This window comes from Pseudomonas botevensis (assembly GCF_019145475.1).
Taxonomy (GTDB): Bacteria; Pseudomonadota; Gammaproteobacteria; order Pseudomonadales; family Pseudomonadaceae; genus Aquipseudomonas; species Aquipseudomonas botevensis.
The window spans coordinates 184,802-208,504 of record NZ_JAHTKI010000002.1 but is presented as its reverse complement, the minus strand read 5'-3'; the positions used below and the strand labels follow the sequence as shown (position 1 = coordinate 208,504).

The window sequence follows — 23,703 nt, the reverse complement described above, 5'->3', positions numbered from 1 at the left end:
AAGGTTAGGATCATCACGCCCGAGCGCGTTGATTGCCGTTGATACCGGCCGAAACGGAGGGGGCATTGGCTTCAAGGTCCCTGCCCCGGGTTTCAGGCAGGCAAAGTGCGGCAAGCACCGCCACGCCGTAGGCGATCCCGGCATCGATACCAATCGCCGAACCCAGCGACATGGAGTCACTCATGTGCCCGACCAGGAATGGAAATACAGCGGACAGCACCCGGCCAAAGTTGTAGCAAAAGCCAACGCCGGCGCCGCGTACATCGGCAGGGTAAAGTTCGTTGAAGAGCGCTCCCAGACTGGCCGGAATACCGGCGGCGAAGAACCCCAACGGGAACCCCAGGAACAGCATCTGCGTATTGGTCAGCGGCAAAAATACGTAGCACTGCACCGTGACCACGCAGCACAAGGCAAACAGCACAATGTTTTTACGACGGCCAATGCGATCGATCAAATAGCCGCTGGCCACACAACCACACCAGAAGGCGATGATGATCACCGCCAGATAGCCGCCCGAGTTCAGCACAGACAGATTGCGCTCGGTCTTGAGGAAGGTCGGCAACCAGGTCATTACCGCGTGATAGCCACCGTGCGCGCCCAGTCCAAGCAGCCCCCCAAACAGGGTCACGCGAATCAGTTCCGGGCGAAAAATGCCGGCGAGCGACTTGAAGAAACTCTGCGGGATGGCGTTCTCTTTTTGCAGACGCTGGAAGCTGTCCGGCTCCTCAACGTTACGACGCACCCAGATGATCAGGAACGACGGCAGCAACCCGACAAGGAACATCACACGCCAGGCCATGTCCTGTGGCACCCAAGTATAGATCAGCGTGAACACCCCGACCGCCAGGCCCCAACCCACCGCCCAGGCACTTTGCACAGTGCCCATTACCTTGCCGCGATAGTGCGGATTGATCGTCTCGGCCATCAGCACCGCGCCGGCCGCCCACTCCCCGCCAATCCCGAAACCCTGCAGCGCTTTGACCACCAACAGCTGATTGAAGCCCGTGACGAAGGCCGAGAGAAAGGTGAAGAACGAGAACCACAAAATCATCAACTGCAACGTGCGCACACGGCCATAGCGGTCAGACAACGTCCCACCCACCCAGCCACCGAGTGCCGAGGTGACGAGGGTAACGCCGCTGATCAATCCGGCATCGCCCTTTGTCAGCGCGAAAGCGGCGATCAGCGCCGGAATCGCCAGACCGAACATTTGTACTTCCAACGCGTCGAGCGACCATCCGCCGAAGCAGGCCCAAAACGTTTTGCGCTCCCGAGGAGTGACTTGGCGATACCAGCTGAACATGATTCTTATCCTTATAGGTGTTACGCAAGGCAGCCGACAGCCAACCGCACCGCGACAGGGTCAGCTTTGGCAAACAAACAGAAATCGCGCGGCGATCTACGCTCCGCTACGCAGGCAGGCGTCAGCGAATATCCACGCTGTAGCGGAAGTGCTCCGCGTGGCCGCGCGAGCGACGCCATTCCAGCGGGCTACCCGCGTAATCTCGGGCCAAACGCTCGATCACGATCACCGGACTGTTGACCGCTACCTGTAGCAATCGGGCATGCACGTCATTCACCGATTCAGCGGTCAGCGTTTCTTCGGCCGATGCAACAACCTGTCCGCACACTTCTTCGTAGATCGGATATAGCAGCGGCCCTTCGCGACTGAGGTCGATCTCCAGCAGCGCCTGAAATCGCTGGCGGGGTAACCAGATTTCTTCGGCGAGCACCGGCTTAACATCGAGCAGACGCACACGGACAATACGAATGACCGGCGCATCGGCGGGCAACCCGAGCGCTTGCGCTACGGCCGAAGGTGCGGCAATGGGCTCGATCGAGAGGATGCGACTCTCCGGGACCTGGCGCTCACCGGAAACAGTCTGGAATCGGAAGAAACGGAACAATGAGGATTGAAACTGCGCCCGGCGAATGAACGTCCCTCGCCCTTGCTGACGCTCCAGAATGCCCTCACTAACCAACGCATCAATCGCTTTGCGCACCGTGCCGGTGGACAGTTGATATTCCGCAGACAGCGCCGCTTCAGTAGGGATCGCCTCCCCCGGACGCCAGCGATTATTGGCAATCTGCTCAGCCAATTGGTCACGCAGGCGTTGGTACAGCGGCAGTCGGGCATCACTTGATAAAGAATTCATCGACTTTATTCACCTTGTTATCTAGTCATCTATATGAATCTTGCGGCGAGTATTTGCCCAGATAGCTTGCCTGTCAAGGAGGGGCTTTTCGTCCTGCTGACGAATGGCTGCCCCACTGCCCTTCTCATAGACATGCGGGTTTTCGCCGGCAATGTCAGATTCTGGCCGGTTAGCGACGGTCAGGGCTCGACCGTCGCTATGCATATTCAAACCTCGGTCTGTTCCGTCATCTCTAGGGCGTCGTCGACTTCAATTCCCAGATATCGAACTGTGCTCTCCAGCTTAGTATGGCCAAGCAGCAGTTGAACCGCTCGCAGATTCTTCGTCCTGCGATAGATCAGCGATGCCTTCGTACGCCTCATTGAGTGAGTGCCATACATGGCTGGATCAAGGCCAACTGCTTCCACCCAGCCTTTGACGATACGTGCGTATTGACGTGTTGATAGATGGTCTGAGGTATGCAGCTGGCTCGGAAATAGGCAGTCCTCGCTCCGGAGTTGGGCCTGGTGTATCCAGGCCGCGATCGCAAACCGTGTTTGTTCGGTGATCTCGAACTGCACTGGCCGCAACGTTTTCTGCTGCATCACAATGGCGCGTGGCGATACGTGCTCGCCATGGGCGACGTCGCGCACACGAAGCTCAATTAAGTCGCAGGCCCGAAGCTTGCTATCGATGGCCAGATCGAAGAGCGCAAGATCACGGGTTCGCTCTGCAATTTGAAGCCTTACCCGGATGGCCCAGATATCTCTCAGGCTGAGTGGAGCTTTCTGCCCGACCAGTTTTCCTTTGTTCCAAGGCTGGCAGCTGCAGGGAGCGAAGATGTTCATGACGAGTCCTCCACGTGTCGAAGGACAAGGATGGCTGACCAGAGGAAGGGTCGCTAACAGGCCAGAAGCAGTCGCTCGTTTCCAGCTGCTTTCTATATTTGACGGACTGAATATTGCTGTCATCTCTTGGCAAAAGCCTCCCCTCCAATCTTGCTGCGGATGCCCCGAAAAGCCGTTGTGGCCACCTCATTCGCGGAGGCGACTGTATCAAAACGTAAAAAATGGATTAACGGTTGTTGACAGGGTTTATTCCAAAAAATAGTATTCGCGCACTGATGTTCTTCAGTCGTAAGCGTTTCCGTTAGCCAACGCGACAACAGTGACTACTATGTTACTGTGGGTCGCTATTGGTTAACTTTTTCCTCTCGCGCACCAACAGTTCACCTAGACGTCACTCACTTCGAGTAGATGTTCATGTCGGGCGTATCGATTAAAAAAAATCTCGGTTTTCTAATTTGGATGGCGATAGCGCTGTTTATCAGCTATCTCGCCATTGCAATGTCGATGTCAGCTTTTTCCTTATACATAACCCAGTCCAAAGGAATGGGAGATGTAGCCGCGGGCGTTGTGGTAAGTCTTCCCTTTCTGGCTACGATATTTAGTCGTGGCTGGGCAGGTAGATTCTCCGATACTTACGGGGTTCAGAAAACTGCATTTCTTGGCGCGGGAGTCTTAACGACCTCCTCAATTATTTGCTTGGCCTCTTCTCTCTTAGTGAGTATGCCAATTTTGGAATTTACTACCCTGCTTACAGGGCGAGCTCTATTAGGAGTCGGTGAAAGCCTCGCTCTTGTCGCAATTCTTTCATGGTGCATTTTATCTTCGGGCGATTCCAGAACTGGGTTAGTCATGTCCATTATTGGTGCCGGCATATATTCCTCCCTTGCTGTGGGAGCACCTGTGGGCATATGGCTTATGGACTCCTTTGGGTTTCGCTCATTAATGTTGTCATGTGCGATAGCGCCAATGGTGTCGGTGTTTATGTTGTGTTTTATTGCTGCTCCAAAAGTACTGAATAAACCTCAGTCATACACAATGTATAACGCAGTAAGAATAATCTGGAAGCATGGGGCAATTGTCGGTTTGCAAGGCGTCGGCTTTGCGGTCATAGGTGCCTTCTTCCCTCTTTATTTTCATTTCAAAGGCTGGGAGTGGGCCGGGCTAGGCATTAGTTTTTTCGGAATAGGCTTTGTATTAGTTAGAGTTCTACTAGGTGGATTACCTGATCGTATCGGCGGAAAAAAAGTTGCTCTGATTTCACTAGTCGTTGAGATAGCGGGACTAGTTCTAATATGGAGCTCCTTAAACCCGATCTATGCGCTCGCCGGCGCGCTATTTACTGGCATGGGATGTTCTCTCGTTTTTCCTTCGATGGGGTCAGACGCATTGAAACGTATTCCAGCAGATATGAAGGGCGTCGCAATAGGAAGCTTTGTTGCCTTTCAAGATCTAGCGTATGGATTAACCGGACCTTTGGCTGGATGCTTGGCACAGCAATTTGGCTACGCAAGTGTATTCATGTTTGGCTTTTTATCTGCCGGTTTGGCTATCGGCATTGCGACAACGCTAAAAAACGAGAGGTGGGTAAGCAATCAGAAGCAACCAGTTTCCCTTGAAGCCTAAACACTCAAAATATTAACGAGAACTGACTTATGAAAATGCATGAAAGCACAATACTGATTGTTGGTGGGACTAGCGGCATTGGGAGAGCGCTTGCCGAATCATTCTATGATCTGGGAAATACGGTGATTGTTGCCGGCAGGAAGCTGGATTTAATAAACGAGATGAAGCTTGCCCGACCAAAAATCTTAGGACTTGAACTGGATTTGAACGATAAAAATTCGTTGGCAAAACTCTCCTCCAGTATCGAGAATAGATTTCCGGACATTGATGTGCTCATTGCAAATGCGGGAATCATGAAACCGGAGGATTTGACTGATGATGATTGTGATATTTCCGTGGCGGAAGATATAATTAACACCAACATACTTGGGGTTCTTCGTACTGTAAATGCTGCGCTGCCAGTATTAAAGCAAAGAAAGTCCACCATCATAATAACCACATCAAGCCTGGCCTTTGTCCCTCGGGCAAATTTTCCAAGTTACTGCGCGAGCAAAGCCTTCTTGCATTCTTGGATTCAATCACTTCGCTATCAGTTGCGAAATTTGGGGGTTGAGGTTTTAGAGCTGGCGCCTCCGTATGTCAGAACCCAATTAACTGGCCCCCATCAAAGCGAAGATCCTAGAGCCATGCCCCTTGCCGATTTTATTAGTGAAACGATGGAAGCACTAATGAAGTCTGAATCTGAGAACGGGGAAATTATCATTGAGCGTGTCCGCAATGATCGTGATGCCGAATTGCATGGAAGATATGGCGAGGTTTTTAACACTATAAATCCAAAGTAAATTGCCAGTCGTGGTGCCTTGCAATAAGCAAGGCGCTACGAGCAACTTAATGAGCGCGTGATGATCCTTGAGGTGCGCTGTTTAAACTCGTGACTTGTAAGAATGGAAAATTTTAGTGTCGATTTTTTATCTGATAAAAACCCCTCAGTCCATGCTCAAACCATCAGCGAGCGGAAGTTATATGAAAGTTAGATTTGTGATTTTTGTAAAATATCAAAAGCGTTACGCCTCAGAAGCTAGAGAGGCCGTAACATCATTTGTGCGAGACGCCAAAAATGGTGCAGGATGCGAAGTGTGTCTTTGCTTAGAACTAGCCAGGGCGTCAACTTGGAGGATCTACCTAAAATGCAATGAAGAAAGTTTTTTGTATTCATGGCTACGAGGTAATGGGCAGAAGGCGTTTACTTCTCTGCTGAGCTTTACTGGTGTGCGTTCTGTTGACGTAAAATCTCTCAGTGTCAACTGGCACCCTAGACTAACCATATCTGAAACCGATGCGAGAAAGGCACTCAACAGTTTGAGTTGCATCGTTAATAAATCATAAGGCTCTGCTGCAGCGAGTGAAGGTGTAAAAATTGTTGGTGGTCATCGTCCAAACCGCAGATTCAACAGCAACTTCCTACACCTGTTGTAGTCGCAGAATCGCTTCTGTTAGCGCTTGCGCATTTGTCCCCAATGTCTCCATCACCTTACTTGCATTGAGAGCAGCATCCTTTACGCCATTCTCTGAAAACCTTTTCGTGACCTGATGTATTTCAGCACCGATTGCATGGTAGTTGTGCAGAAGCAATGTAGGAGCATCTGTCGCAGCGATGTTGGAGGTTGAGTTATCAGGCGTGGGACGTACAACCTGCCGCCACGCCTCGTGGGTAACAAATCACTCTCCCGCCATCGTCGTCAAACCGCTAGTGCTTCAACCTTTCTGGAACGCCAGGCCAAAGCCAACACCATCAGCAACCCCAAGCCTGCCATCGCCGCTCCAGCCAGGGAAATCGCCGGATAACCCAGCCCTACGTTGATCACTGCTCCGCCCAGCGCTGCACCAATCGCGTTGCCAAAATTGAAGGCTCCGATGTTCACCGCCGAGGCCAGATTGGGCGCGTCTTTAGCGGCTTCCATGACGCGCATCTGTAGCGGCGGCACCAGGGCAAAACTGGCGATCCCCCAAATCAGGATGGCCACGGCGGCCGGCAGTGGCCAGCGCATCAGCACGGCGAACGCCAACAAGACCAGAATCAGCACGCTCAGCGAGACGATCAGGGTGCGATCTATCGAGCGGTCAGCAGCCTTGCCACCCCACATGTTGCCGAGCGTCAACCCGACACCGTAAAGCATCAGCATGGCAGTGATGTAGGCGCTAGACGCAAGGGTCTCGCTGTTTAGGATCGGTGCGATGTAGGTGAAGACGGTGAACATGGCGCTCGAGCCGACTACGGTCAGGGCCAGCGCAGCCAACACCGGGCCGCGTCCCAGCACACGAATTTCCGCCATGACACCAACGCTTTGCGACGCCCGCACGTCAGGCAGCGCGAACCACAACGCGGCCATGGTCACCAAGCCCAGGCCGGTAATCCCCCAGAACGCGGTTCGCCAACCGAACAGTTCACCAAACCAGGCGGCCAGCGGCACACCGCCAATGGTCGCCAGCGTCAGGCCCATGAACATCGCCGCAACCGCTCCGGCACGTTTTTCGGGGGCGACCACGCTGGCGGCGACGATGGAGCCGACGCCAAAAAATGCACCATGGTTCAGTGAAGTCACCACCCTTGCAACCATCAGGCTGTAGTAATCCGTGGCCAGAGCTGACATCAGATTACCTAGGGTGAAAATCGCCATCAGCCCGATCAGCAGATAGCGCCGTGGAATCCTGCCGGTAGTCAGGGTCATCAGCGGTGCACCGAGCAATACGCCCAGCGCATAAGCACTGACCAGCAAACCGGCCGCGGGAATGGAAACGCCTAGGTCCGCAGCGATACCCGGCAACATGCCCATGGGGGCGAATTCTGTTACGCCGATGCCGAAGGCACCGATGGCGAGCGCGACAAGTGGTGGATTGATACGCATGGAAGGCTCCTTATCTATGCCGCAGATGCTACGATCCTCTTTTTTCAAGCGGTAGATAGCATTTTTGGCAATCACCTTTGCGCAGGAGGCACAAGTGGATTTCAACGGCAGGTCGGGTGAAATGAGCGTGTTCACCACGGTGGCGCAGGAAGGCAGCCTGTCAGCTGCGGCGCGTGCACTGGGCCTTACACCCTCGGCAGTCAGTCGGATCATCGCGCGCACCGAACAACGTCTTGGCACCCGCTTGTTGTTGCGCACGACTCGAGCGATCACCCTCACTGCCGAAGGCGAAGCATTCCTCCGTGGCGCTCGGCGCATCCTCGCCGACATGGACGAAGTCGAAGAAGCCATCGCCGATCAGGGCGTACCCAAAGGGCGATTGCGCGTCAGTGCCGCCCTTGGCCATGGCCGGCTGGCCATCGTTCCCTTGGTCGCAGCATTCAGCGCCCGTTACCCAAACATCGTCGTCGACCTCACACTCGGCGACGAGGTGGTCGACATTCTCGGTGGACAGGCCGACGTCGCGATCCGTTTTGGCCATCTACCCGACAGCCCGCTGACCGCACGCCGGATCGGCGACACCGGCCAGGTAGTGGTGGCCTCGCCCGAGTATCTGCAGCGCCATGGCATCCCCCAGGAACCGGAAGACCTGCTAAAGCACAACTGCCTGCGCTTTAATTTCCGGCGTGCCGAACCCAACTGGCCGTTCGTTCGCGATGGAAAAGAGTTTTCCCTGAAAGTCAGCGGCAACATCGAGTGCAGCAGTGGTGAAGCACTGGCACAACTCGCGCGAGTCGGCGCCGGAATTGCACGCATCGGTGAGTTCACCGTGAGCGAAGATCTACAGCGCGGTGCCCTGGTCGCGCTGTTGGAAACCTGGAACCCCGGGGACCAGGAACCGATTCATGCGGTGTTCGTAGGTAGGGCAGCAATGCCAGCACGAGTGCGATTGTTCGTGGACTTCTTGGTGGAACATCACCGGATGTAAACGGAGGTAAAAGTTATATTTACGGTACTCGTCATGTTGAAGTGACCAAAGCCTTTGGGTGCACGATCAGTAGGTGACTTTCCTTGCTGGACCAATCGTGTTCTCTGGCAATGATGGTTCGTCTCCAAGCCTTAAATTTCTGTCCTAAAGGACAGCTTTCGAACCAAAGCGGACGCTCGGCAGCACATCTGGCAACAAGTTTTCTGACAAGCTTGTCCTGAGTCCATCGCGTAACTGAATTGAAGAGTACTTTCATCCCATGAACAAAGGTCTGAGTGATGCCAACCTTAATTACGTACTTGCGGTCATTGAAAGTGCTCCAAATACCGAGTTAGGTGTGATGTGTGAGCACCTACAGATCGACAGTCGCGATCTTTTGAATCAGTTGGCGATCTCAGTAGCAAGACTGTTTATTACAGGCTCCCGCGATTTTCATTCCTGTGATGAGGTGATGAATACTGTCATCAGCGATATCGTCGACTTGTCCATGCACGCGGATATGCCCCTGCCGGCATTCTCTATCTACCAGGCATTTGATGCAGGCGAGTATTGGCACAGCGACGACGACCGGGACGTATTTCCTTGGGAGAAGTGGACACGGCCCGAGCTCGAGAGGATTTTGCGTGAGGTCGACGACGGCGCAAACGGGCTTTCGAAGTAGGTTCGACTTGAGTCCTTAAAGGACCGCTTTTGGCCGAAAGCGGGCACTCGAAACCAGGCTAATGTCATGTCTGTTATGTCGCGCTACCGGCGAGTACCTATCTGCCGGTGCAATACAATGGAAGTCGCACACCTTCACTTTTTGCATCGCCGCTTGATGGCCAGGTTGGCGGTGCCCGCTGTACAGCGGGCACCACTTCCTATGTGGGGAAAAGGCTTACACGCCGATTTACCAGTTGTAACTCAATTTGGCGGTAATCTCGCGACCCGGATTGTAGAAGTTCGCCGTGCCGGAGCCGACCACGTGCTGCTCATCCAGCAGGTTGCTGACGTTCACCGCAAGGTCGGTGCCCTTGGCTATCTTGTAGTTGAAGGCGGCGTCGAACAGCGTGGTGCCATCGCTTTTACCGGTGTTGGCTGCATCGAAGTAATAAGCGCCGACATAGCGCGCACCCAAGCCCAGGCTCACATCAGTGCCGGGCACGTCGTAGTAGCTCCAGAGCGAAGCCGAATGCTTGGGTGCCGTGGTGAACTCATTACCCTTGAGGGAGCTGCCGTCGTACAACGAACCACGCAGGACTTCGGACTCCATGTAGGAATAGCCACCAATTAGACTGAGGTTCTGCGTCACTTGCGCCTTGGCCTCCAGGTCGAGCCCACGCGCCCGCGACTCGCCCACAGTCTGTTGCTCAATAATGCCGCTCGGCAGCACCACGGCGATGGTGACGTTTTCCTGGGTCAGGTCATAAACGGCTGCGGAGAACAGTGCGTCCATCCCCATCGGCGCGTACTTCACGCCCACTTCGTATTGCCTGCCCGTCTGCGGTGTTACACCAACCTGCGGTGGCGAGACCGATTCCACCATACTTACATAGGTGGACACCTCATCGTTGACGATATAGGTCAACGCACCTCGGTAGGAGGTTTCAGAGAAGGTGTCTTTCTCAGTGGATTGCAAGCCTTTGCTGGTCAGATCCATCGAGTCGTTGCGCACACCCGCGGTGACGATGAAACGCTCGTAGAACGACAGGTTCTGCTGAAGAAATACGGCCTTGGTGGTCGCGTCTCGCTTGTTGATGGCATACGGCGCGATTGAGCGTGAGACCCCAGTAAACACGGGGTTTACAATGTCAATCGAAGTCGTCGGGGCGTAGACCGAGCTTTCCTTGGTGGTCGAATCGAGGTACTCCACGCCCACCAGACTGCTGCTGTCGATGTTCTCGAAGCGGGCATCGTATTGCAGCATCAGATTGCCGTTGAACTGGTCGGCTTCGGTGTCCGTTCCAAACAGATAGCGGTCAACGGTAGTACCGACACGTGCGGCGCTGTCGCTGAGGTAAACGTAGCCAAAATCATCGGTCAACTTGCTGTAACGCAGATTGCTGCGCAGCACGAAGCCGTTGTCGAAGTCATGGGTGACGTTACCGCTGAGACTGGTGCGCTCAACATCGTGAAAGTTGTAGCTGGGCTCACCATAAAACTTGCTGCGGTCGTATTCCTTGTCCAGCGGATAACCGCCACTGTTGGGCGAACTTTCGGTTTTCAGGTAGTCCAGAATCATCGTAGCTGACGTGTAATCCGTCGGTGCCCAGGTGAGGCCACCCATAAACAACTGGTTATCGTCCTGCGAGTGGTCGTACTCGCGGTCACTGTTTTGCCCTTTGGCAGTAAAGCGGCCAGCCAGGGTTTTCTCGTCATTCAGCGCGTCCCCCACATCGATGCCTGTCTCGACATGGTCAAACGAACCGTAGGTCACATAGCCTTGGCCAAACTGCTCGAAGCGTGGCTGTTTGGTCACGAAGTTTACCGAGCCGCCAGGGTCCGCCGGGCCAAACAGGGTGGAGTTGGCGCCACGCAGAATCTCGATGCGCTCATAAGCGAATGGATCTTCGCGTACGCCGCGCATCGAACTCAGGGTCAAGCCGTCACGGTAGGTTGTGGCCTGGAAGCCGCGGATCTGGAAGTAGTCGTTGCGGTCATCCGTACCATAGAAGTCAGTAACCACGCCGGGCGTGTATTGCAGCGCCTCCTCTGTGGTGCTGACGCTGCGCTGTTGCATTTCCTTGTTGGTAACAACTGATACCGATGCCGGTGTGTTGAGAATGCTGGTTGCTACCTTGCCGCCGACCCAGAGTTCCTTGGCGACCACCGAGTTGGCGTCGTCGTCGGCACTGACCCTGACCTTGGCATTGATGATGAGGGGGGCAAGGCGGTAGTCCTCGACATCCGTTGCGTCGAGTTCCAGCGGGCCAGCGGTTTTTGCTTGAGGAACCAGCAGATAAGCATTCAGGCCTTGTTGTTCGATCTGCAATTGGCTCCCCTGCAGCAACGATGACAGCGCTGCCGACGTATCGAGCGAGCCATTCACGCCAGCGGTGGTGCGGTTCGCGACACTCGACGCGTCGAAGGAAAGACTGATGCCGGCCTCGCGCGCAAAGCGATCAAGCGCCGGCGCCAGTGGGCCGGGAGCGATGTCCCACTGCTTGACTTGATTGCTGTGGTCAGCGCTCGACGTTTGCGCCAGCGACGGCAATGCGTAGCTGCTCACGATCAAACCCAACATCGCACCCTGCAAGGCACGATTTAATGGATGGCGCTGTGAAACCGGGGACGAACTCATTTTCTCGCTCCAAGAAAGGACATCGGCAAACTGGCCTGTATTCCGGCCTTCCTTAGAGGTCGAACGAGAATGAGAAACCACCTCATTATTTTTTATGTGGTTTTGATGGCCTCAGGTAGCAGCGGTCACGGTCACCCAGTAACGGGTTCGGTAATCAATGTGCAAGCGCAGTGACTGCGCGATCAATGCCAGGACCTGATCGTTGTCGGCGAGCTGGAAGGTGCCGGAAACGCGGCGATCCGCGACCTCTTCGGCGCAACGCAATACCCCGGGGCGATAACGCGACAACTCCACGATGAAATCCTTGAGGCGCATATTGCGCGCACTGATCACTCCGTCACCCCAGCTCCACAGATCGAGGCCGTTGTCGCTGAACGTTCGGGCGCTACTTGATGTGAACAGCAGCTGATTTCCTGCCTGGACGGTGCGGCTCGCATCAGTTTGACTGGCACCGGGGAACACCGTGACTGATCCTTCCTGAGCCGCGACCAGCGTGCCATCGTCCAGCTCGCGTGCCAGAAAGCGGGAACTGTGAGCGCGCATGATCCCGTCACGTGATTGCACCCAGAACGGTCGTGCTTGCGGCGAGTGTTGATCGGCGCCGACATTCACGATGATTTCACCACGTCGCAGGATGATCAGGCGTCGCTGGGCGTCGAAATCGCTGTCGACGGAGCTATCGCTATTGAGCTGAATAAGGCTGCCATCATCGAGTTGGAAGCGTCGTTGCTCGCCGGTACTGCTGCGCTGCTGCGCAAGCATGGCGGGTACAGGTGTGTAATCCCGGACAAGCCAGGCTGCCGTGCCAACAGTAGCCAATATGCCCAGTAGCTTCAGGCTGTCCCGCCGCCGCATTCCCTGATGGGTGCCATTAAGGGTTTGTCGCGCCAGTTGAGCGGGTACGCCGGCAAATTCATCCCCAAGCGTTTCCACACGCAGCCACGCCAACACATGCTCTGGGTGCTGCTGCAGCCAGTGCTCAAAAGTGCGCTGTGTTTGTTCATCGGCTTGATTGAAGCGAAGGCGCACCAGCCATTGGATCGCCTGTTCAACAATGGCCGGATCCAGCGCCTGCGGCTCAGGCCTCGACATAACGCAAGCGATAGCAGTGTTGCAGGGCCGTGGTCAGGTCGCGTTCAATCGTCGCGCGGGAAACACCCAGCTTTTCGGCTATTTGCCCGCACGTTAGACCGTCTAACCGAGCAAACAAAAACGCCTGGCGAACTCTCGGTTTAAGCTTATTGAGCATGCGGTCTATGCGCTCGAGCGCATCAAGAATCATCAGCCGGCTTTCTTCCGAGGGAACCTCATGTTGAGGTAGCAACGCGACGCTTTCCAAGTAGGCACGTTCGAGCTCGCGACGACGATACTGATCAATCATCAGTCCACGGGCGATACTGCTCAGATAGGCACGGGGTTCGCGCAAGGGACTGGACTGACGGGATTTGAGCAGACGTACGAAGGTGTCTTGCGCCAGATCTGCTGCGTTATCGCGACAACCGATGCGTCGGATCAGCCAACCTTGTAACCACGAGTGGTGGGTGCGATAGAGCAGCCCTAAATCTGCAGTACCTAGTGTTTCGTCGCTGCGCATCGGCGTCCCGGCAGTACACAATTGATAATGAATCGCATTCTACCCATGCAACAGGCCTCAGGCAAATACGTGGTTCTCAGCGTCCCTTCTTCCGAAAGCTGACAGAGGTGAGCCTGTCAGCCGAATGAACTCCAATCAGCGCATTCGTTAGCACACGTCCAGTGCAAATCCAAAGTCGTCGCTGGATACTTGAGCCGCTTCATTAAGTCGCTGCCGCAATGCAGCGGTTAATTGCCGCTCCACTTCCCATGGATCAGACAGAGCAGCGAGCTGTGGTGCCAATTGCGGCGACATGCTCATCAGCGACTGGTTGAGGGAGCGGGCCGTTTCATACGCGGCCTTCTGCACAAAGCTGACTTCCACCAGCTCTCCCCTTGCGAAACTCCATCTCTGCCAGGGCAAACACCAACCAGATCGGCATCTCTGCCAGCGCCTGTTGTTCGTTCGTCACTGCCCTGCCCCTTAAACAAAAAGACCCGGCGCTATGGCCGGGTCAGGTGGTGGGTGGCCTGCCGCGCTTGGCGGTCGCACCCATCGAAGATGGCCACTTTTTACAGGTCGATTCTGGTGGCAGCAAGACCGTTTTAATGCCATCCGGTGAATGTGTGGCTTACGCACGGTGAACGGCTGGCGAATGTCGGTGAATGCGCGAGCCACTTCATCACCCGCACGTCATCGATGTCAGCCCACTCGCCGGTGCCACCGCCATAAGGGGCTGCACGCATCGCCGTTGGGCTTGGTGGTTTTCCAGTCGTCATCGCGACAGATGATCAAAAGCCCACGCCACCCAAAAGGACAACGCGCGCGAACTGAAAAGCCGCTTCTATTCTTCAACGACTCGCCCGCGCCTCTAGAAGCTATCGAACCGAAACATGTCAGCCCGTACCTTCGCCATCGTGGCAAGACAGCACCTATTCGCGCGAATCGGGAGAAGGCATTACTCAGCTCCATCTGGAACTTTGCTCGCGAGAATGGCTATACATCCTTGGCAAATCCTTGCTCGGGCGTGAAAGGCAATAAAGAAACCGGTCGCGATATATATTGAAGACGACGTACTTGCCAGCGCCTATCAGCATGCCGATCAGCCATTGAGAGACGCTTTGGACCTGCTCTACCCAACAGGTCAGAGGATCGCAGACACATTGAAGATGGATGAGCGAGACATAAAAGACGGGAAGCTCTCCGTTCAGCAAGGCAAGACTGGGGCTAAACGAAGGATCGAGATCATTGGTGAACTCAAAGTCGTATCGATCGAATCGTGACACGAAAGGCTGGACACAAAATCAGATCAACACACCTGGTAGTAATCGACTCTGGACAGCCAATGACGACCAGCATGCTCAGAAAACGGTTTGATGACTCTAGGGAAGCAGCCGGGATTCCAAAAGCAGAATTTCAGATGCGCGACCTAAGAGCAAAAGCGGCGACGGATAAGGAGGAGTCAACAGGGAGCATCCGAGAAGCTCGGGATCAGCTAGGACATACAGCCGTCGGGATGACAGAACAGTACATCCGAATGCGCAAGGGTCTGAAGGTTACCCCTACGAAGTGACTGACGGTCACGAATTGCGGAAAAGACTTTTTGATTGCGGAAAAAAGAACTAAGGGCTTGCATGAGGTATCTCATGCAAGCCCTTGATATTCATGGTGCCCGAAGCCGGAATCGAACCGGCACGCCCTTACGAGCGGGGGATTTTAAGTCCCATGCGTCTACCAGTTTCGCCATTCGGGCGGTAGCGCGGTGTAGCGATTCTCCGCTGCTCATTCGCGATCCTGACAGGATTGGCGCTCAAGCAACCGAGGGGGAAATATATACATCACTTCCCTGTGAAGCAAGTTCGCGGCGGTCGATTTAAAGACTAAATCTTGCAGCGAGATGGAAATAAAAAAGCTCCGTAAATCATGGATCTACGGAGCTTGTTTATAGTGGAGGCCGAGGTCGGAATCGAACCGGCGTAGGTGGATTTGCAATCCACTGCATAACCATTTTGCTACTCGGCCTCAAAACATTCGCTATCTAGTAGCACAACAACGAACGTGTACAAATTGGAGCGGGAAACGAGACTCGAACTCGCGACCCCGACCTTGGCAAGGTCGTGCTCTACCAACTGAGCTATTCCCGCTTGGTGTGGGGCGCATTCTATAGAATTAAGAAGCCCCGTCAACCCTTTGATTCAAAAAAGTTTTATTTCTTTTCAACATCGGTCTTCAGATGTGGCCAGGCAGCCCGAAGGTACTGGACCATCGACCACAAAGTCAGGCCTGCGGATACCATCAGCAGCGCATAGCCGATGAAAACCCAGAAGCTGAAATCTTTCGGGTTGGCCAGCAGGATCACCAGCGCGAGCATTTGCGCGGCGGTTTTCCATTTGCCCAGGTTCGACACCGCCACATGGGCACGAGCACCGAGTTCGGCCATCCACTCGCGCAAGGCCGAAACGACGATCTCGCGACCGATGATGACCGCTGCCGGCAGCGTGAGCCAGAGATTGCCGTGCTCCTGCACCAGCAACACCAGGGCGACGGCGACCATCAGCTTATCGGCGACCGGATCGAGAAACGCCCCAAACGGCGTGCTTTGCTCCAGGCGGCGCGCCAGATAGCCATCGAGCCAGTCGGTCGCCGCAGCAAAGGCAAATACCGAAGCCGAGGCGAGGTAACTCCATTGGTAAGGCAGATAGAACAGCAAAATGAAAATCGGGATGAGCAGGACGCGGAGAACGGTAATCAGATTAGGGATATTCATCGGCACAACTGGCTACGAGGTGAATGGGCATTCTACTCACTATGCAGGTTTGCATAAATCGACTCTGCGAGCTTTTTACTGATCCCCGGGGCTTTGGCGATCTCTTCGATGCTTGCACGAGACAGCTCCTGCAATCCACCAAAATGTTTCAGCAGATCCCGACGACGGGTCGGACCTACTCCGGCAACCCCTTCCAGCGTTGACGTACGCCGGGTTTTACCGCGACGTGCGCGGTGGCCAGTGATTGCGAACCGATGGGCCTCATCGCGAATCTGCTGAATCAGGTGCAAGGCAGGTGAATCACCCCGCAAAGTGAACTCGTGCGCTGCATCATTTAGATACAACGTTTCGAACCCAGCCTTGCGCGTTGCACCCTTTGCCACGCCGAGCAGAATCAAATCCGGCACCGCCAGCTCATTGAGTACATCCCGGGCCATCGACAACTGCCCCTTGCCACCGTCCACCAACAGAATGTCCGGCAACTTGCCCTCGCCCTCCTTCAGTTTGCTGAAGCGTCGGGTCAGGGCCTGGTGCATGGCGGCATAGTCATCACCGGCCGTCACGCCTTCGATGTTATAGCGCCGGTAATCCGATTTGATCGCGCCTTCCGGGCCGAACACCACGCAGGACGCCACCGTCGCCTCACCGCTGGAGTGACTGATGTCATAGCACTCAAGGCGCTGCGGCGGTTCATCCAGGTTCAATACTTCGGCCAGTGCGTCGAAACGCGCCGCAACATGTTGCCGGTTGGCAAGCCTTGCCCCCAGCGCCTGTTCGGCATTGGTCACGGCCAGTTGCTGCCAGCGCGCTCGAGTACCCCGCACGCGATGGCTGATGGTCAATTCACGCCCGCGCAGTTCCTGGATTGCTTCGATCAGCGCAGGGAAATCTTCATGAACCACGTTGACGATCAGCTCACTCGGCAAATCGCGCTCGGGACTGCTGATGAAGTATTGGCCTAAAAACGCCGCCATGACTTCGCCCACCTCTTCCTCGATTCCAACCTGAGGGAAGAAATTCTTGCTGCCCAGCACCCGTCCGCCGCGCACACTGATCAGATGCACACACGCCCCACCCGGATTGACGAAGGCTGCGATGACATCGATATCGCCTGTACCACCCTCCATGCTCTGCTGATCCTGAACCCGGCGCAGCAGCGCGACCTGATCGCGCAACTCGGCGGCGCGCTCGAATTCGAGATTGATCGCCGCCTCTTCCATCGCGGTGGAGAGTTCGTTGGTCAGCGCATGGCTGCGCCCTTCGAGGAACATGACCGAGTGACGTACATCCTCGGCGTAGACCTCAGGCTCGACCAGGCCGACACAAGGCGCCTTGCAGCGTTTGATCTGATATTGCAGACAGGGTCGGGTGCGGTTTTTGTAGTAACTGTCCTCGCACTGACGTACGAAAAAAGTCTTTTGCAGCAGGCTGAGGCTTTCGCGAATCGCTCCCGCGCTCGGATAAGGGCCGAAATACTTGCCCTTGGCCTTCTTGGCGCCGCGATGGATGCTCAGGCGCGGGAACTGTCCGTCAGACAAAAACACATAGGGATAGGATTTGTCGTCGCGCAACAGGATGTTGTACGGCGGCCGCCATTCCTTGATCAGGGTCTGTTCAAGCAGCAGCGCTTCGGTTTCGTTGGCGGTGATGGTCGTTTCGACCTGGGCGATCCGACCGACCAGCGCGGCGGTTTTCGGGGCCAGACCGGTCTTGCGAAAATAGCTGGCCAGACGCTTCTTGAGGTTCTTGGCCTTGCCCACGTACAGCAGACGCGCCTCGCCGTCGAACATGCGATATACGCCGGGGCGCCCGCTGACGGTCGACAGGAAGGCGCCGGAGTCAAATGTTTCGGTCATGGTCAGAGACTGGCATCAACCATGCCGTGGCGAACCGCCAACAACGTCAACTCGACATCGCTGCTGATCGAGAGCTTCTCGAAAATGCGGTAACGGTAAGTGTTGACGGTCTTTGGCGACAGGCACAATTTGTCGGAAATGATCTGCACCTTCTGACAGCCGACAATCATTAACGCGATCTGGATTTCCCGTTCGGACAAGGCATCGAACGGCGAATCGTTGGTTGGCTGGAAGGATTTGATCGCCAGCTGCTGGGCGATTTGCGGGCTGATATAGCGCTGACCGGCGAACACCAGGCGAATCGCCTGAACCATTTCCGGAAGTCCCGCACCCTTGGTCAGATACCCGGCGGCGCCAGCCTGCAACAACCGTGTAGGAAAAGGATCTTCCTCACACACGGTAACGGCAACCACTTTGATGTCGGGATGGCTGCGCAGCAATTTGCGCGTGGCTTCCAGGCCGCCGATGCCAGGCATCTTGACGTCCATCAGCACTACGTCGGGCTTCAGCTCACGAGCCTTGATCAGGGATTCTTCCCCGGACTCGGCCTGGCCAACCACTTGCAGGCCATCGATATCGGCCAGCATACGTGTAATGCCTGTACGAACGAGATCATGGTCATCGACCACTAGCACCCTAATCAAGCAGACACCTCGCGATATGGTCTTATTGGGATGCCGGACACCTTAGCAAAAAGTGCCGGGCAGACCTAGCGGAAAGCCGCATATAAAAAGTTTCAATTCATCATCGAAGGCTTGCCGGCCGTGCGTTTCAGAGAACACCTGTACTGAAATCCAGCTGCATGCGCAGGAAACACTCATCCTCACCCTGCACCACCAGCCCTTTGCTCAGATACAGTTTTTGCGCCGGGTTGTTCTTGAACACCGTCAGACGCAACGCCGGACGCTTCTCATGACGAGCCATGGCAATAACCTGATCGATCGCCCAACTTCCCGCCCCCTGGCGCTGAAACGCTTCATCCATCTGCAATTCGCGGATGTACAACGCTCGCGCATCCCGGCTCAGACTGAAGAAGCCGCAACACTCTTCGCCACGTACGATCAGCCAATTGTCACGGCCGGACCAGGCCAGATCGAACCCGTCGTCCTGCCAAAGCAGATCATAGTGAATGTAGTAGCGCAGCATGTTCCGGCAAGTGAGCTCTCGAGCGAACGGCAGGTCGGCTGGCGTTGCCCGGCGTAACTGGAATGTCATTCAAACCTTGTCCTGTTCTTGATCGTCCAGATTCGGTGCCTGCCATTACTGACAGGTTTTCCTCATGGAGCTAAGTACACTTCAGAGTGTGTCACAACCTTGCGCGCAGTCGATCGATAGATGCTGTCTTGCACATTCGATAGCATTTTCTGATTGCTGACGCGCAGTTGCCTCTAGTAAGCTCGGCGCATTCATCGGAGACAGACCATGTTCAACGCCCCTTCACAGCTTCGTACCGCCAGCGCCCTGCGCTCGGTTTCGGCTGCCCGGGCGACTGACGTTTGCGCTCCGGTCAGCTTTTATTTTGGGTATTGGTTTAGCCACTGGCGCGCCTGATACCCAAACGGCGCCCATGACAACGGGACGCCCACCAGAGAATTCTCAACCCCCGGTCGGCCTCCCCGACCGGGGGTTTTGTTTTTTCGGGCTGTACATTTTTTCAGCAACACACCAGACACTTTGAGGAATCACGACATGAACTACGCCACTTATTACCGTTACGACAGTTTTACCGCCTGGCGATTTACCAGCCTCCGCTCGGGACAGCCTGCCGCCTCCGATCGGTCACCCACAGGTGGCAAGCACACACACGTAGCCAATACGGCCAATTGTCGAACACCCCAGTAGGGCCGAGCGAGCGGGAAGCACCCGCCGCCAGCCCAGGAAGATCCTTATGAATTCGTCTGTTTCTGCTCTGCCGCTGTCCACTATTTCCCCTGCCAACGAAGCACTGACCCTGCGTCTGCCCAGCTCGTTGCAACTCAAGCAGCAATTGCCCCTGAGTCATTTGCTGACCCAGCAGATCGCGGCTCACCGCCAGGCGGTTCGCGCGATTCTCAACGGTGAAGATCAGCGCATGCTGGTGATCGTCGGTCCTTGCTCGATACACGACCCGCAATCGGCCATCGAATACGCCGACAAACTTGCCCGACTCGCCAGAGACGTCAGCGACGAAATGTTGCTGGTGATGCGCGCCTACGTCGAAAAACCGCGCACCACGGTCGGTTGGAAAGGTCTGGCCTATGACCCGCATCTCGATGGCAGCGACGACATGGCTGGCGGCCTGACCCTGTCCCGCGAGCTGATGCTGGCCATGATCCGCCTCGGCCTGCCCGTGGCTACTGAATTGCTTCAACCCATGGCCGCCGGTTACTTCGATGATCTGCTCAGTTGGGTGGCCATCGGCGCCCGCACCACCGAATCGCAGATTCACCGCGAAATGGCGAGTGGCCTGGGCATGCCCGTCGGCTTCAAGAACGGCACCGATGGGGGTGTGGCCATTGCGGTCGACGCCATGCGCTCGGCCTCTCATCCGCACCGGCACTTCGGCGTGGACAGCCAGGGCCACCCAGCCATCATTCAGACAGCCGGCAATGCGGATACCCATCTGGTGCTGCGAGGCGGTCATCAGGGGCCGAACTACGATCGTGAGAGCGTGGCCCGGATCAACGCCGAACTCGACCGTTTGAAGATTCCGGACCGGATCATGGTCGATTGCAGCCATGCCAACAGCGGCAAGGACCCATCACGCCAACCAGCGGTGTTCAACGATGTGCTTGAACAACGCCTGCAAGGCAACCGCTCGCTGATCGGCATGATGATCGAATCGCACCTGTTCGAAGGCTGCCAGCCTTTGAACCCGCCACTGCGCTACGGCGTTTCGGTGACCGATGGCTGTCTCGGCTTCGACGCAACCGAACGCTTGCTGCGGGACGCCGCCGAACGCCTTCGCACACAGGCTCGGGCCTGACGGCAAAACCATCCTTCCGGCGAGCCGCACCCACCGGAAGGATGGACTCCGCATAGAGCGTTAACGCTCGACACGCACCTCAGTGACGGCGGACTCCTGACTGGCATCGTCCAGATGCTCCACGGAGTACGCCACGCGCACCGTCAGGCCTGCATGTTCACGCCAGAATCGATGAGGCACGATGAACACCAGTGGCTGCCCGGCCATATCCCGGGTGATCTCCCGGTCGTCACGGTGATTGAACAGTTCGCCATCGCACTTGAGGTACACCAACTCCCCTTCCTGCACCTGGACATTGCCGAGGACCACGGTAATTCCGTCGATCGAATCCTCCACTACCAGCACGCCATCCTCGGCCTCGAGGACATCGGGAGCGTCCAGAACCCCTCGATTCAATGCAGCAAACACAATGCGTGTCGGCTCGGAGTCCCGAGTCGCCCCACTTGCTTGCAGAACCCGGTAGCGCACCGTCACTTTGTCGCCGATGTGGGCCGTCACGGTCTCAGGCGCCACCCAGAACGACAGGGTCTCGCCAACGGAAAAAGATTCGACGAGCAAGGCGTCGCTGTATTCAGTGGCCGTCGTCGCACCTTGCCACGACAGCAAAATCCGGTCTCCGGCGGTCATTCGCGCGTAGGGCTGGAGGGTGACGGATACGCCGTGCGACACCCGATCCGGATCCAGCACCTCCCCCGCCGATTCCTCCACATGCGGGGCCAGCAACCGGAGCGCCGAATCACCCACGCTCAGTTGCAGCCGGGCAGAAGACAGCGGCTCAGCCAGAGCGGCGCTGATGAGCGTCCAGTAGACGTCCAGCGAACCGCCATCCAGCGCCGCGATGTGCATGCCCTTGACCACGAACACCACTTCCTTGCCCACCTGTCCCTCACTGACGAAGCGGACAATTTCATGCTGGTAGGCATAGCCCTCCAAATCCAGTCCATCCCACCTCAATATCAGTTTGTCGCCGCACGCCATGCCTGGATAAGGCGCGACCCGGACAATGCCTCTCGACAGCGCCGGATCGAGCACCGCGCCATCGACCGAGTCGAGCCTTGGCGCTTCCAGCATGCCGACCGAGTCAGCACTGGCGAGCTGGCCCGGGCCATAACAAAGCTCCAGCGAGTTCTCGTCGATTTTAAGACTGAGATGGCCTGCTCCCGTCGGCGGAGCGGCACCGGTCCATTGTGATGACAGCGCGGTGGGCTGTATTGCCTGAGTAGTCATTCGTAACTCCATTCCCTGGATGTAGCGCGGTCGTCAATGACTGCGCTGGCAAGCTGAATTGAAACGCGAATCGGCAAAGGTTCGATGTCGGCACGGTACGCCGCAAGGCAGAGGCAATCACGACGGAGAAAGTAGGCAAGCGGCAGGAAATCACTTCGGCGGATGCAAAAGATGTCTAAATATTCCGACCCGGATTTCATAAAGATCCGAAAAATCGTACGGATCCTAGTCCAGTTTCCGGCAGCCCCCGAAGCCGCTTCGTACTTCGCCAGCGAGATGAGTGTTTTAGAGTTGCACGCAGATTTCACCGATGAACTTCTGCGAAAAAGGTAAGAACATGCAACGGAATGCTTCAACCCGTTATCCCATCCTGTTGGTGCACGGTCTGTTCGGATTCGAGCGCATCGGTTCTTTCGAACTGTTTCACGAGGTCAAGCAGGCCCTGAAGGCCAGCGGCAGCCGCGTATTTGTGGCCCATCTCTCGGCAACCCATGACAACGAGGTGCGAGGCGAGCAATTGCTCTCGCAGATCGGCTGCGTGCTGCGAGGCACAGGCGCTGGCAAAGTCAACCTGATCGGTCACAGTCAGGGCGCACTCGCCGCTCGCTATGCGGCAGCCCTTGCCCCCGACAACGTCGCCTCGGTGACCTCGGTCAGCGGGCCGAACCATGGTTCGGAGCTGGCGGATTTCCTGCGCAAGGCGCTGATCCCGGGACGCCTGCCGGAAAACGTCGCGCAGAATGTCGCCACGCTGTTCTCCAACTTTCTGTCCCTGCTCAGCGGCAGCACCGCCCTGCCGCAGAATGCCCTCGCCGCACTGAATGCACTGACCACCGAAGGGGTCGGCGACTTCAATGACAAGTACCCACAGGGCTTGCCCCAGGTCTGGGGCGGGCACGGAGCCGAGCTGGTCAACGGTGTTCGCTACTTCTCCTGGAGTGGCGTGGTGCCACCGGCGAACGGCCGCGACCTCGACCCGGTTCAGAACCTGTGTCAGGCGTTATCGGAGTACTTCATTACCGAACCCGCGCAAAATGACGGTTTTGTCGGCCGGTTCAGCTCGCACCTGGGCACGGTGGTACGTTCCGACTATCCGCTCGATCACTTGGGCAGCCTGCGTCGGACCGCTGGTCAGCGCACGGCTCCACTGGATCCGGTCGAGCTGTATGTTGAGCATGCCGCACGCCTGCGAGCGAAGAATCTCTGATAACAGGCATTGGACAGCCTGGCGGAACTTTGCCGAGAAATCGGCCACTGAATCCGGTAGGCTCCGCACTTTACTGAAATTGATTGGAGAGTTTCCCATGGCTAAAGCCACTGCCCGCCACATCCTGGTTTCCAGCGAAGACAAGTGCAACGAACTCAAGGCCCAGATCGAAGCCGGTGCCGATTTCGCCGAGGTGGCCAAGGCCAACTCCACCTGCCCGTCCAGCCGCCAGGGCGGTGACCTGGGTTCCTTCGGCCCGGGCCAGATGGTCAAGGAGTTCGACACCGTGGTGTTCAGCGCACCGATCAACGTCGTGCAGGGCCCGGTGAAGACCCAGTTCGGTTATCACCTGCTGGAAGTCACCAGCCGTCAGGACTGATCTGCCCGC

20 protein-coding genes, 3 tRNA genes and 1 pseudogene are annotated in these 23,703 nt (G+C 56.2%); 8 read left to right on the top strand and 16 right to left on the bottom strand.

Features of this window, described 5'->3' with window-relative positions:
• Positions 1–13: 13 nt before the first annotated feature.
• The 3 genes from KVQ74_RS04560 to KVQ74_RS04550 all read right to left on the bottom strand — a co-directional run bounded on the left by KVQ74_RS04560 (position 14) and on the right by KVQ74_RS04550 (position 2,983).
• The gene (locus KVQ74_RS04560) at positions 14–1,303 is read right to left on the bottom strand and encodes an MFS transporter (RefSeq protein WP_217829802.1); all 1,290 of its coding nucleotides are present in this window, start codon (positions 1,301–1,303) and stop codon (positions 14–16) included.
• A gap of 121 nt (positions 1,304–1,424) precedes the next feature.
• Positions 1,425–2,156, bottom strand: coding sequence for a GntR family transcriptional regulator (locus KVQ74_RS04555; protein WP_217829801.1), 732 nt, complete (start codon positions 2,154–2,156; stop codon positions 1,425–1,427).
• A 206-nt stretch (positions 2,157–2,362) separates the two neighbouring features.
• A complete protein-coding gene (locus KVQ74_RS04550; protein ID WP_217829800.1) occupies positions 2,363–2,983 on the bottom strand; it encodes a tyrosine-type recombinase/integrase in 621 nt (206 codons plus the stop codon).
• A gap of 414 nt (positions 2,984–3,397) precedes the next feature.
• On the opposite strand from KVQ74_RS04550, the gene KVQ74_RS04545 reads away from it, so the two are divergent.
• Together KVQ74_RS04545 and KVQ74_RS04540 are read left to right on the top strand one after the other, a co-directional pair.
• A complete protein-coding gene (locus tag KVQ74_RS04545; RefSeq protein ID WP_217829799.1) occupies positions 3,398–4,606 on the top strand; it encodes an MFS transporter in 1,209 nt (402 codons plus the stop codon).
• Positions 4,607–4,635: 29 nt separating this feature from the next.
• The gene (locus KVQ74_RS04540) at positions 4,636–5,388 is read left to right on the top strand and encodes an SDR family oxidoreductase (protein ID WP_217829798.1); all 753 of its coding nucleotides are present in this window, start codon (positions 4,636–4,638) and stop codon (positions 5,386–5,388) included.
• A gap of 897 nt (positions 5,389–6,285) precedes the next feature.
• On the opposite strand, the gene KVQ74_RS04535 is transcribed toward KVQ74_RS04540, so the two are convergent.
• Positions 6,286–7,452, bottom strand: a complete 1,167-nt coding sequence (locus KVQ74_RS04535) for an MFS transporter (RefSeq protein ID WP_217829797.1) — start codon at positions 7,450–7,452, stop codon at positions 6,286–6,288.
• A 94-nt stretch (positions 7,453–7,546) separates the two neighbouring features.
• Here KVQ74_RS04535 and KVQ74_RS04530 point away from each other — a divergent pair, with 94 nt between their 5' ends.
• A complete protein-coding gene (locus KVQ74_RS04530) occupies positions 7,547–8,440 on the top strand; it encodes a LysR family transcriptional regulator (protein WP_217829796.1) in 894 nt (297 codons plus the stop codon).
• A gap of 259 nt (positions 8,441–8,699) precedes the next feature.
• Complete coding sequence (locus KVQ74_RS04525) at positions 8,700–9,101, top strand: hypothetical protein (protein ID WP_217829795.1); 402 nt, start codon at positions 8,700–8,702, stop codon at positions 9,099–9,101.
• Positions 9,102–9,329: 228 nt separating this feature from the next.
• Here the strand turns inward: KVQ74_RS04525 and KVQ74_RS04520 are convergent, their stop codons facing one another.
• The 4 genes from KVQ74_RS04520 to KVQ74_RS04505 form a co-directional block, all read right to left on the bottom strand.
• On the bottom strand, positions 9,330–11,720 hold the full coding sequence (locus tag KVQ74_RS04520) for a TonB-dependent siderophore receptor (protein ID WP_217829794.1): 2,391 nt from the start codon (positions 11,718–11,720) through the stop codon (positions 9,330–9,332).
• 111 nt (positions 11,721–11,831) lie between these two features.
• A complete protein-coding gene (locus KVQ74_RS04515; protein ID WP_217829793.1) occupies positions 11,832–12,812 on the bottom strand; it encodes a FecR domain-containing protein in 981 nt (326 codons plus the stop codon).
• Positions 12,799–13,314 carry a sigma-70 family RNA polymerase sigma factor gene (locus KVQ74_RS04510; RefSeq protein ID WP_217829792.1) on the bottom strand — a complete coding sequence of 172 codons (516 nt, stop codon included), beginning with the start codon at positions 13,312–13,314 and terminating at the stop codon, positions 12,799–12,801. The genes KVQ74_RS04515 and KVQ74_RS04510 overlap by 14 nt, the downstream gene beginning before the upstream one ends.
• A 147-nt stretch (positions 13,315–13,461) precedes the next feature.
• Positions 13,462–13,677, bottom strand: a complete 216-nt coding sequence (locus KVQ74_RS04505; protein ID WP_225929859.1) for a hypothetical protein — start codon at positions 13,675–13,677, stop codon at positions 13,462–13,464.
• 407 nt (positions 13,678–14,084) lie between these two features.
• On the opposite strand from KVQ74_RS04505, the pseudogene KVQ74_RS04500 reads away from it, so the two are divergent.
• A pseudogene (locus tag KVQ74_RS04500) lies at positions 14,085–14,866 on the top strand (tyrosine-type recombinase/integrase); the annotation flags it as partial.
• A gap of 93 nt (positions 14,867–14,959) precedes the next feature.
• Here the strand turns inward: KVQ74_RS04500 and KVQ74_RS04495 are convergent.
• The 7 genes from KVQ74_RS04495 to KVQ74_RS04465 all read right to left on the bottom strand — a co-directional run bounded on the left by KVQ74_RS04495 (position 14,960) and on the right by KVQ74_RS04465 (position 19,131).
• Positions 14,960–15,046 (bottom strand) — tRNA-Leu (locus KVQ74_RS04495).
• Between the two features lie 195 nt (positions 15,047–15,241).
• A tRNA-Cys gene (locus KVQ74_RS04490) sits at positions 15,242–15,315 on the bottom strand.
• 46 nt (positions 15,316–15,361) lie between these two features.
• Positions 15,362–15,437, bottom strand: a tRNA-Gly gene (locus KVQ74_RS04485).
• A gap of 62 nt (positions 15,438–15,499) precedes the next feature.
• Positions 15,500–16,060, bottom strand: a complete 561-nt coding sequence (gene pgsA / locus KVQ74_RS04480; protein WP_217829791.1) for a CDP-diacylglycerol--glycerol-3-phosphate 3-phosphatidyltransferase — start codon at positions 16,058–16,060, stop codon at positions 15,500–15,502.
• Positions 16,061–16,092: 32 nt separating this feature from the next.
• Complete coding sequence (gene uvrC, locus KVQ74_RS04475) at positions 16,093–17,916, bottom strand: excinuclease ABC subunit UvrC (protein ID WP_217829790.1); 1,824 nt, start codon at positions 17,914–17,916, stop codon at positions 16,093–16,095.
• 2 nt (positions 17,917–17,918) lie between these two features.
• Positions 17,919–18,560: a response regulator transcription factor GacA gene (gene gacA / locus KVQ74_RS04470; RefSeq protein ID WP_032829778.1), complete on the bottom strand. Its 642-nt coding sequence runs from the start codon at positions 18,558–18,560 to the stop codon at positions 17,919–17,921.
• 127 nt (positions 18,561–18,687) lie between these two features.
• On the bottom strand, positions 18,688–19,131 hold the full coding sequence (locus KVQ74_RS04465) for a GNAT family N-acetyltransferase (RefSeq protein ID WP_217829789.1): 444 nt from the start codon (positions 19,129–19,131) through the stop codon (positions 18,688–18,690).
• Between the two features lie 673 nt (positions 19,132–19,804).
• Between KVQ74_RS04465 and KVQ74_RS04460 the strand changes: the two genes are divergently transcribed.
• On the top strand, positions 19,805–20,881 hold the full coding sequence (locus KVQ74_RS04460; protein ID WP_217829788.1) for a 3-deoxy-7-phosphoheptulonate synthase: 1,077 nt from the start codon (positions 19,805–19,807) through the stop codon (positions 20,879–20,881).
• A gap of 60 nt (positions 20,882–20,941) precedes the next feature.
• On the opposite strand, the gene KVQ74_RS04455 is transcribed toward KVQ74_RS04460, so the two are convergent.
• Entirely contained in the window at positions 20,942–22,108 is a 1,167-nt protein-coding gene (locus KVQ74_RS04455) for a hypothetical protein (RefSeq protein WP_404822651.1), read from the bottom strand.
• 337 nt (positions 22,109–22,445) lie between these two features.
• Between KVQ74_RS04455 and KVQ74_RS04450 the strand changes: the two genes are divergently transcribed.
• The gene (locus KVQ74_RS04450) at positions 22,446–23,315 is read left to right on the top strand and encodes an esterase/lipase family protein (protein WP_217829787.1); all 870 of its coding nucleotides are present in this window, start codon (positions 22,446–22,448) and stop codon (positions 23,313–23,315) included.
• A gap of 97 nt (positions 23,316–23,412) precedes the next feature.
• Positions 23,413–23,694 (top strand): peptidylprolyl isomerase, encoded by a 282-nt coding sequence (locus KVQ74_RS04445; RefSeq protein ID WP_041478733.1) that lies wholly within the window; start codon positions 23,413–23,415, stop codon positions 23,692–23,694.
• Positions 23,695–23,703: the final 9 nt, after the last annotated feature.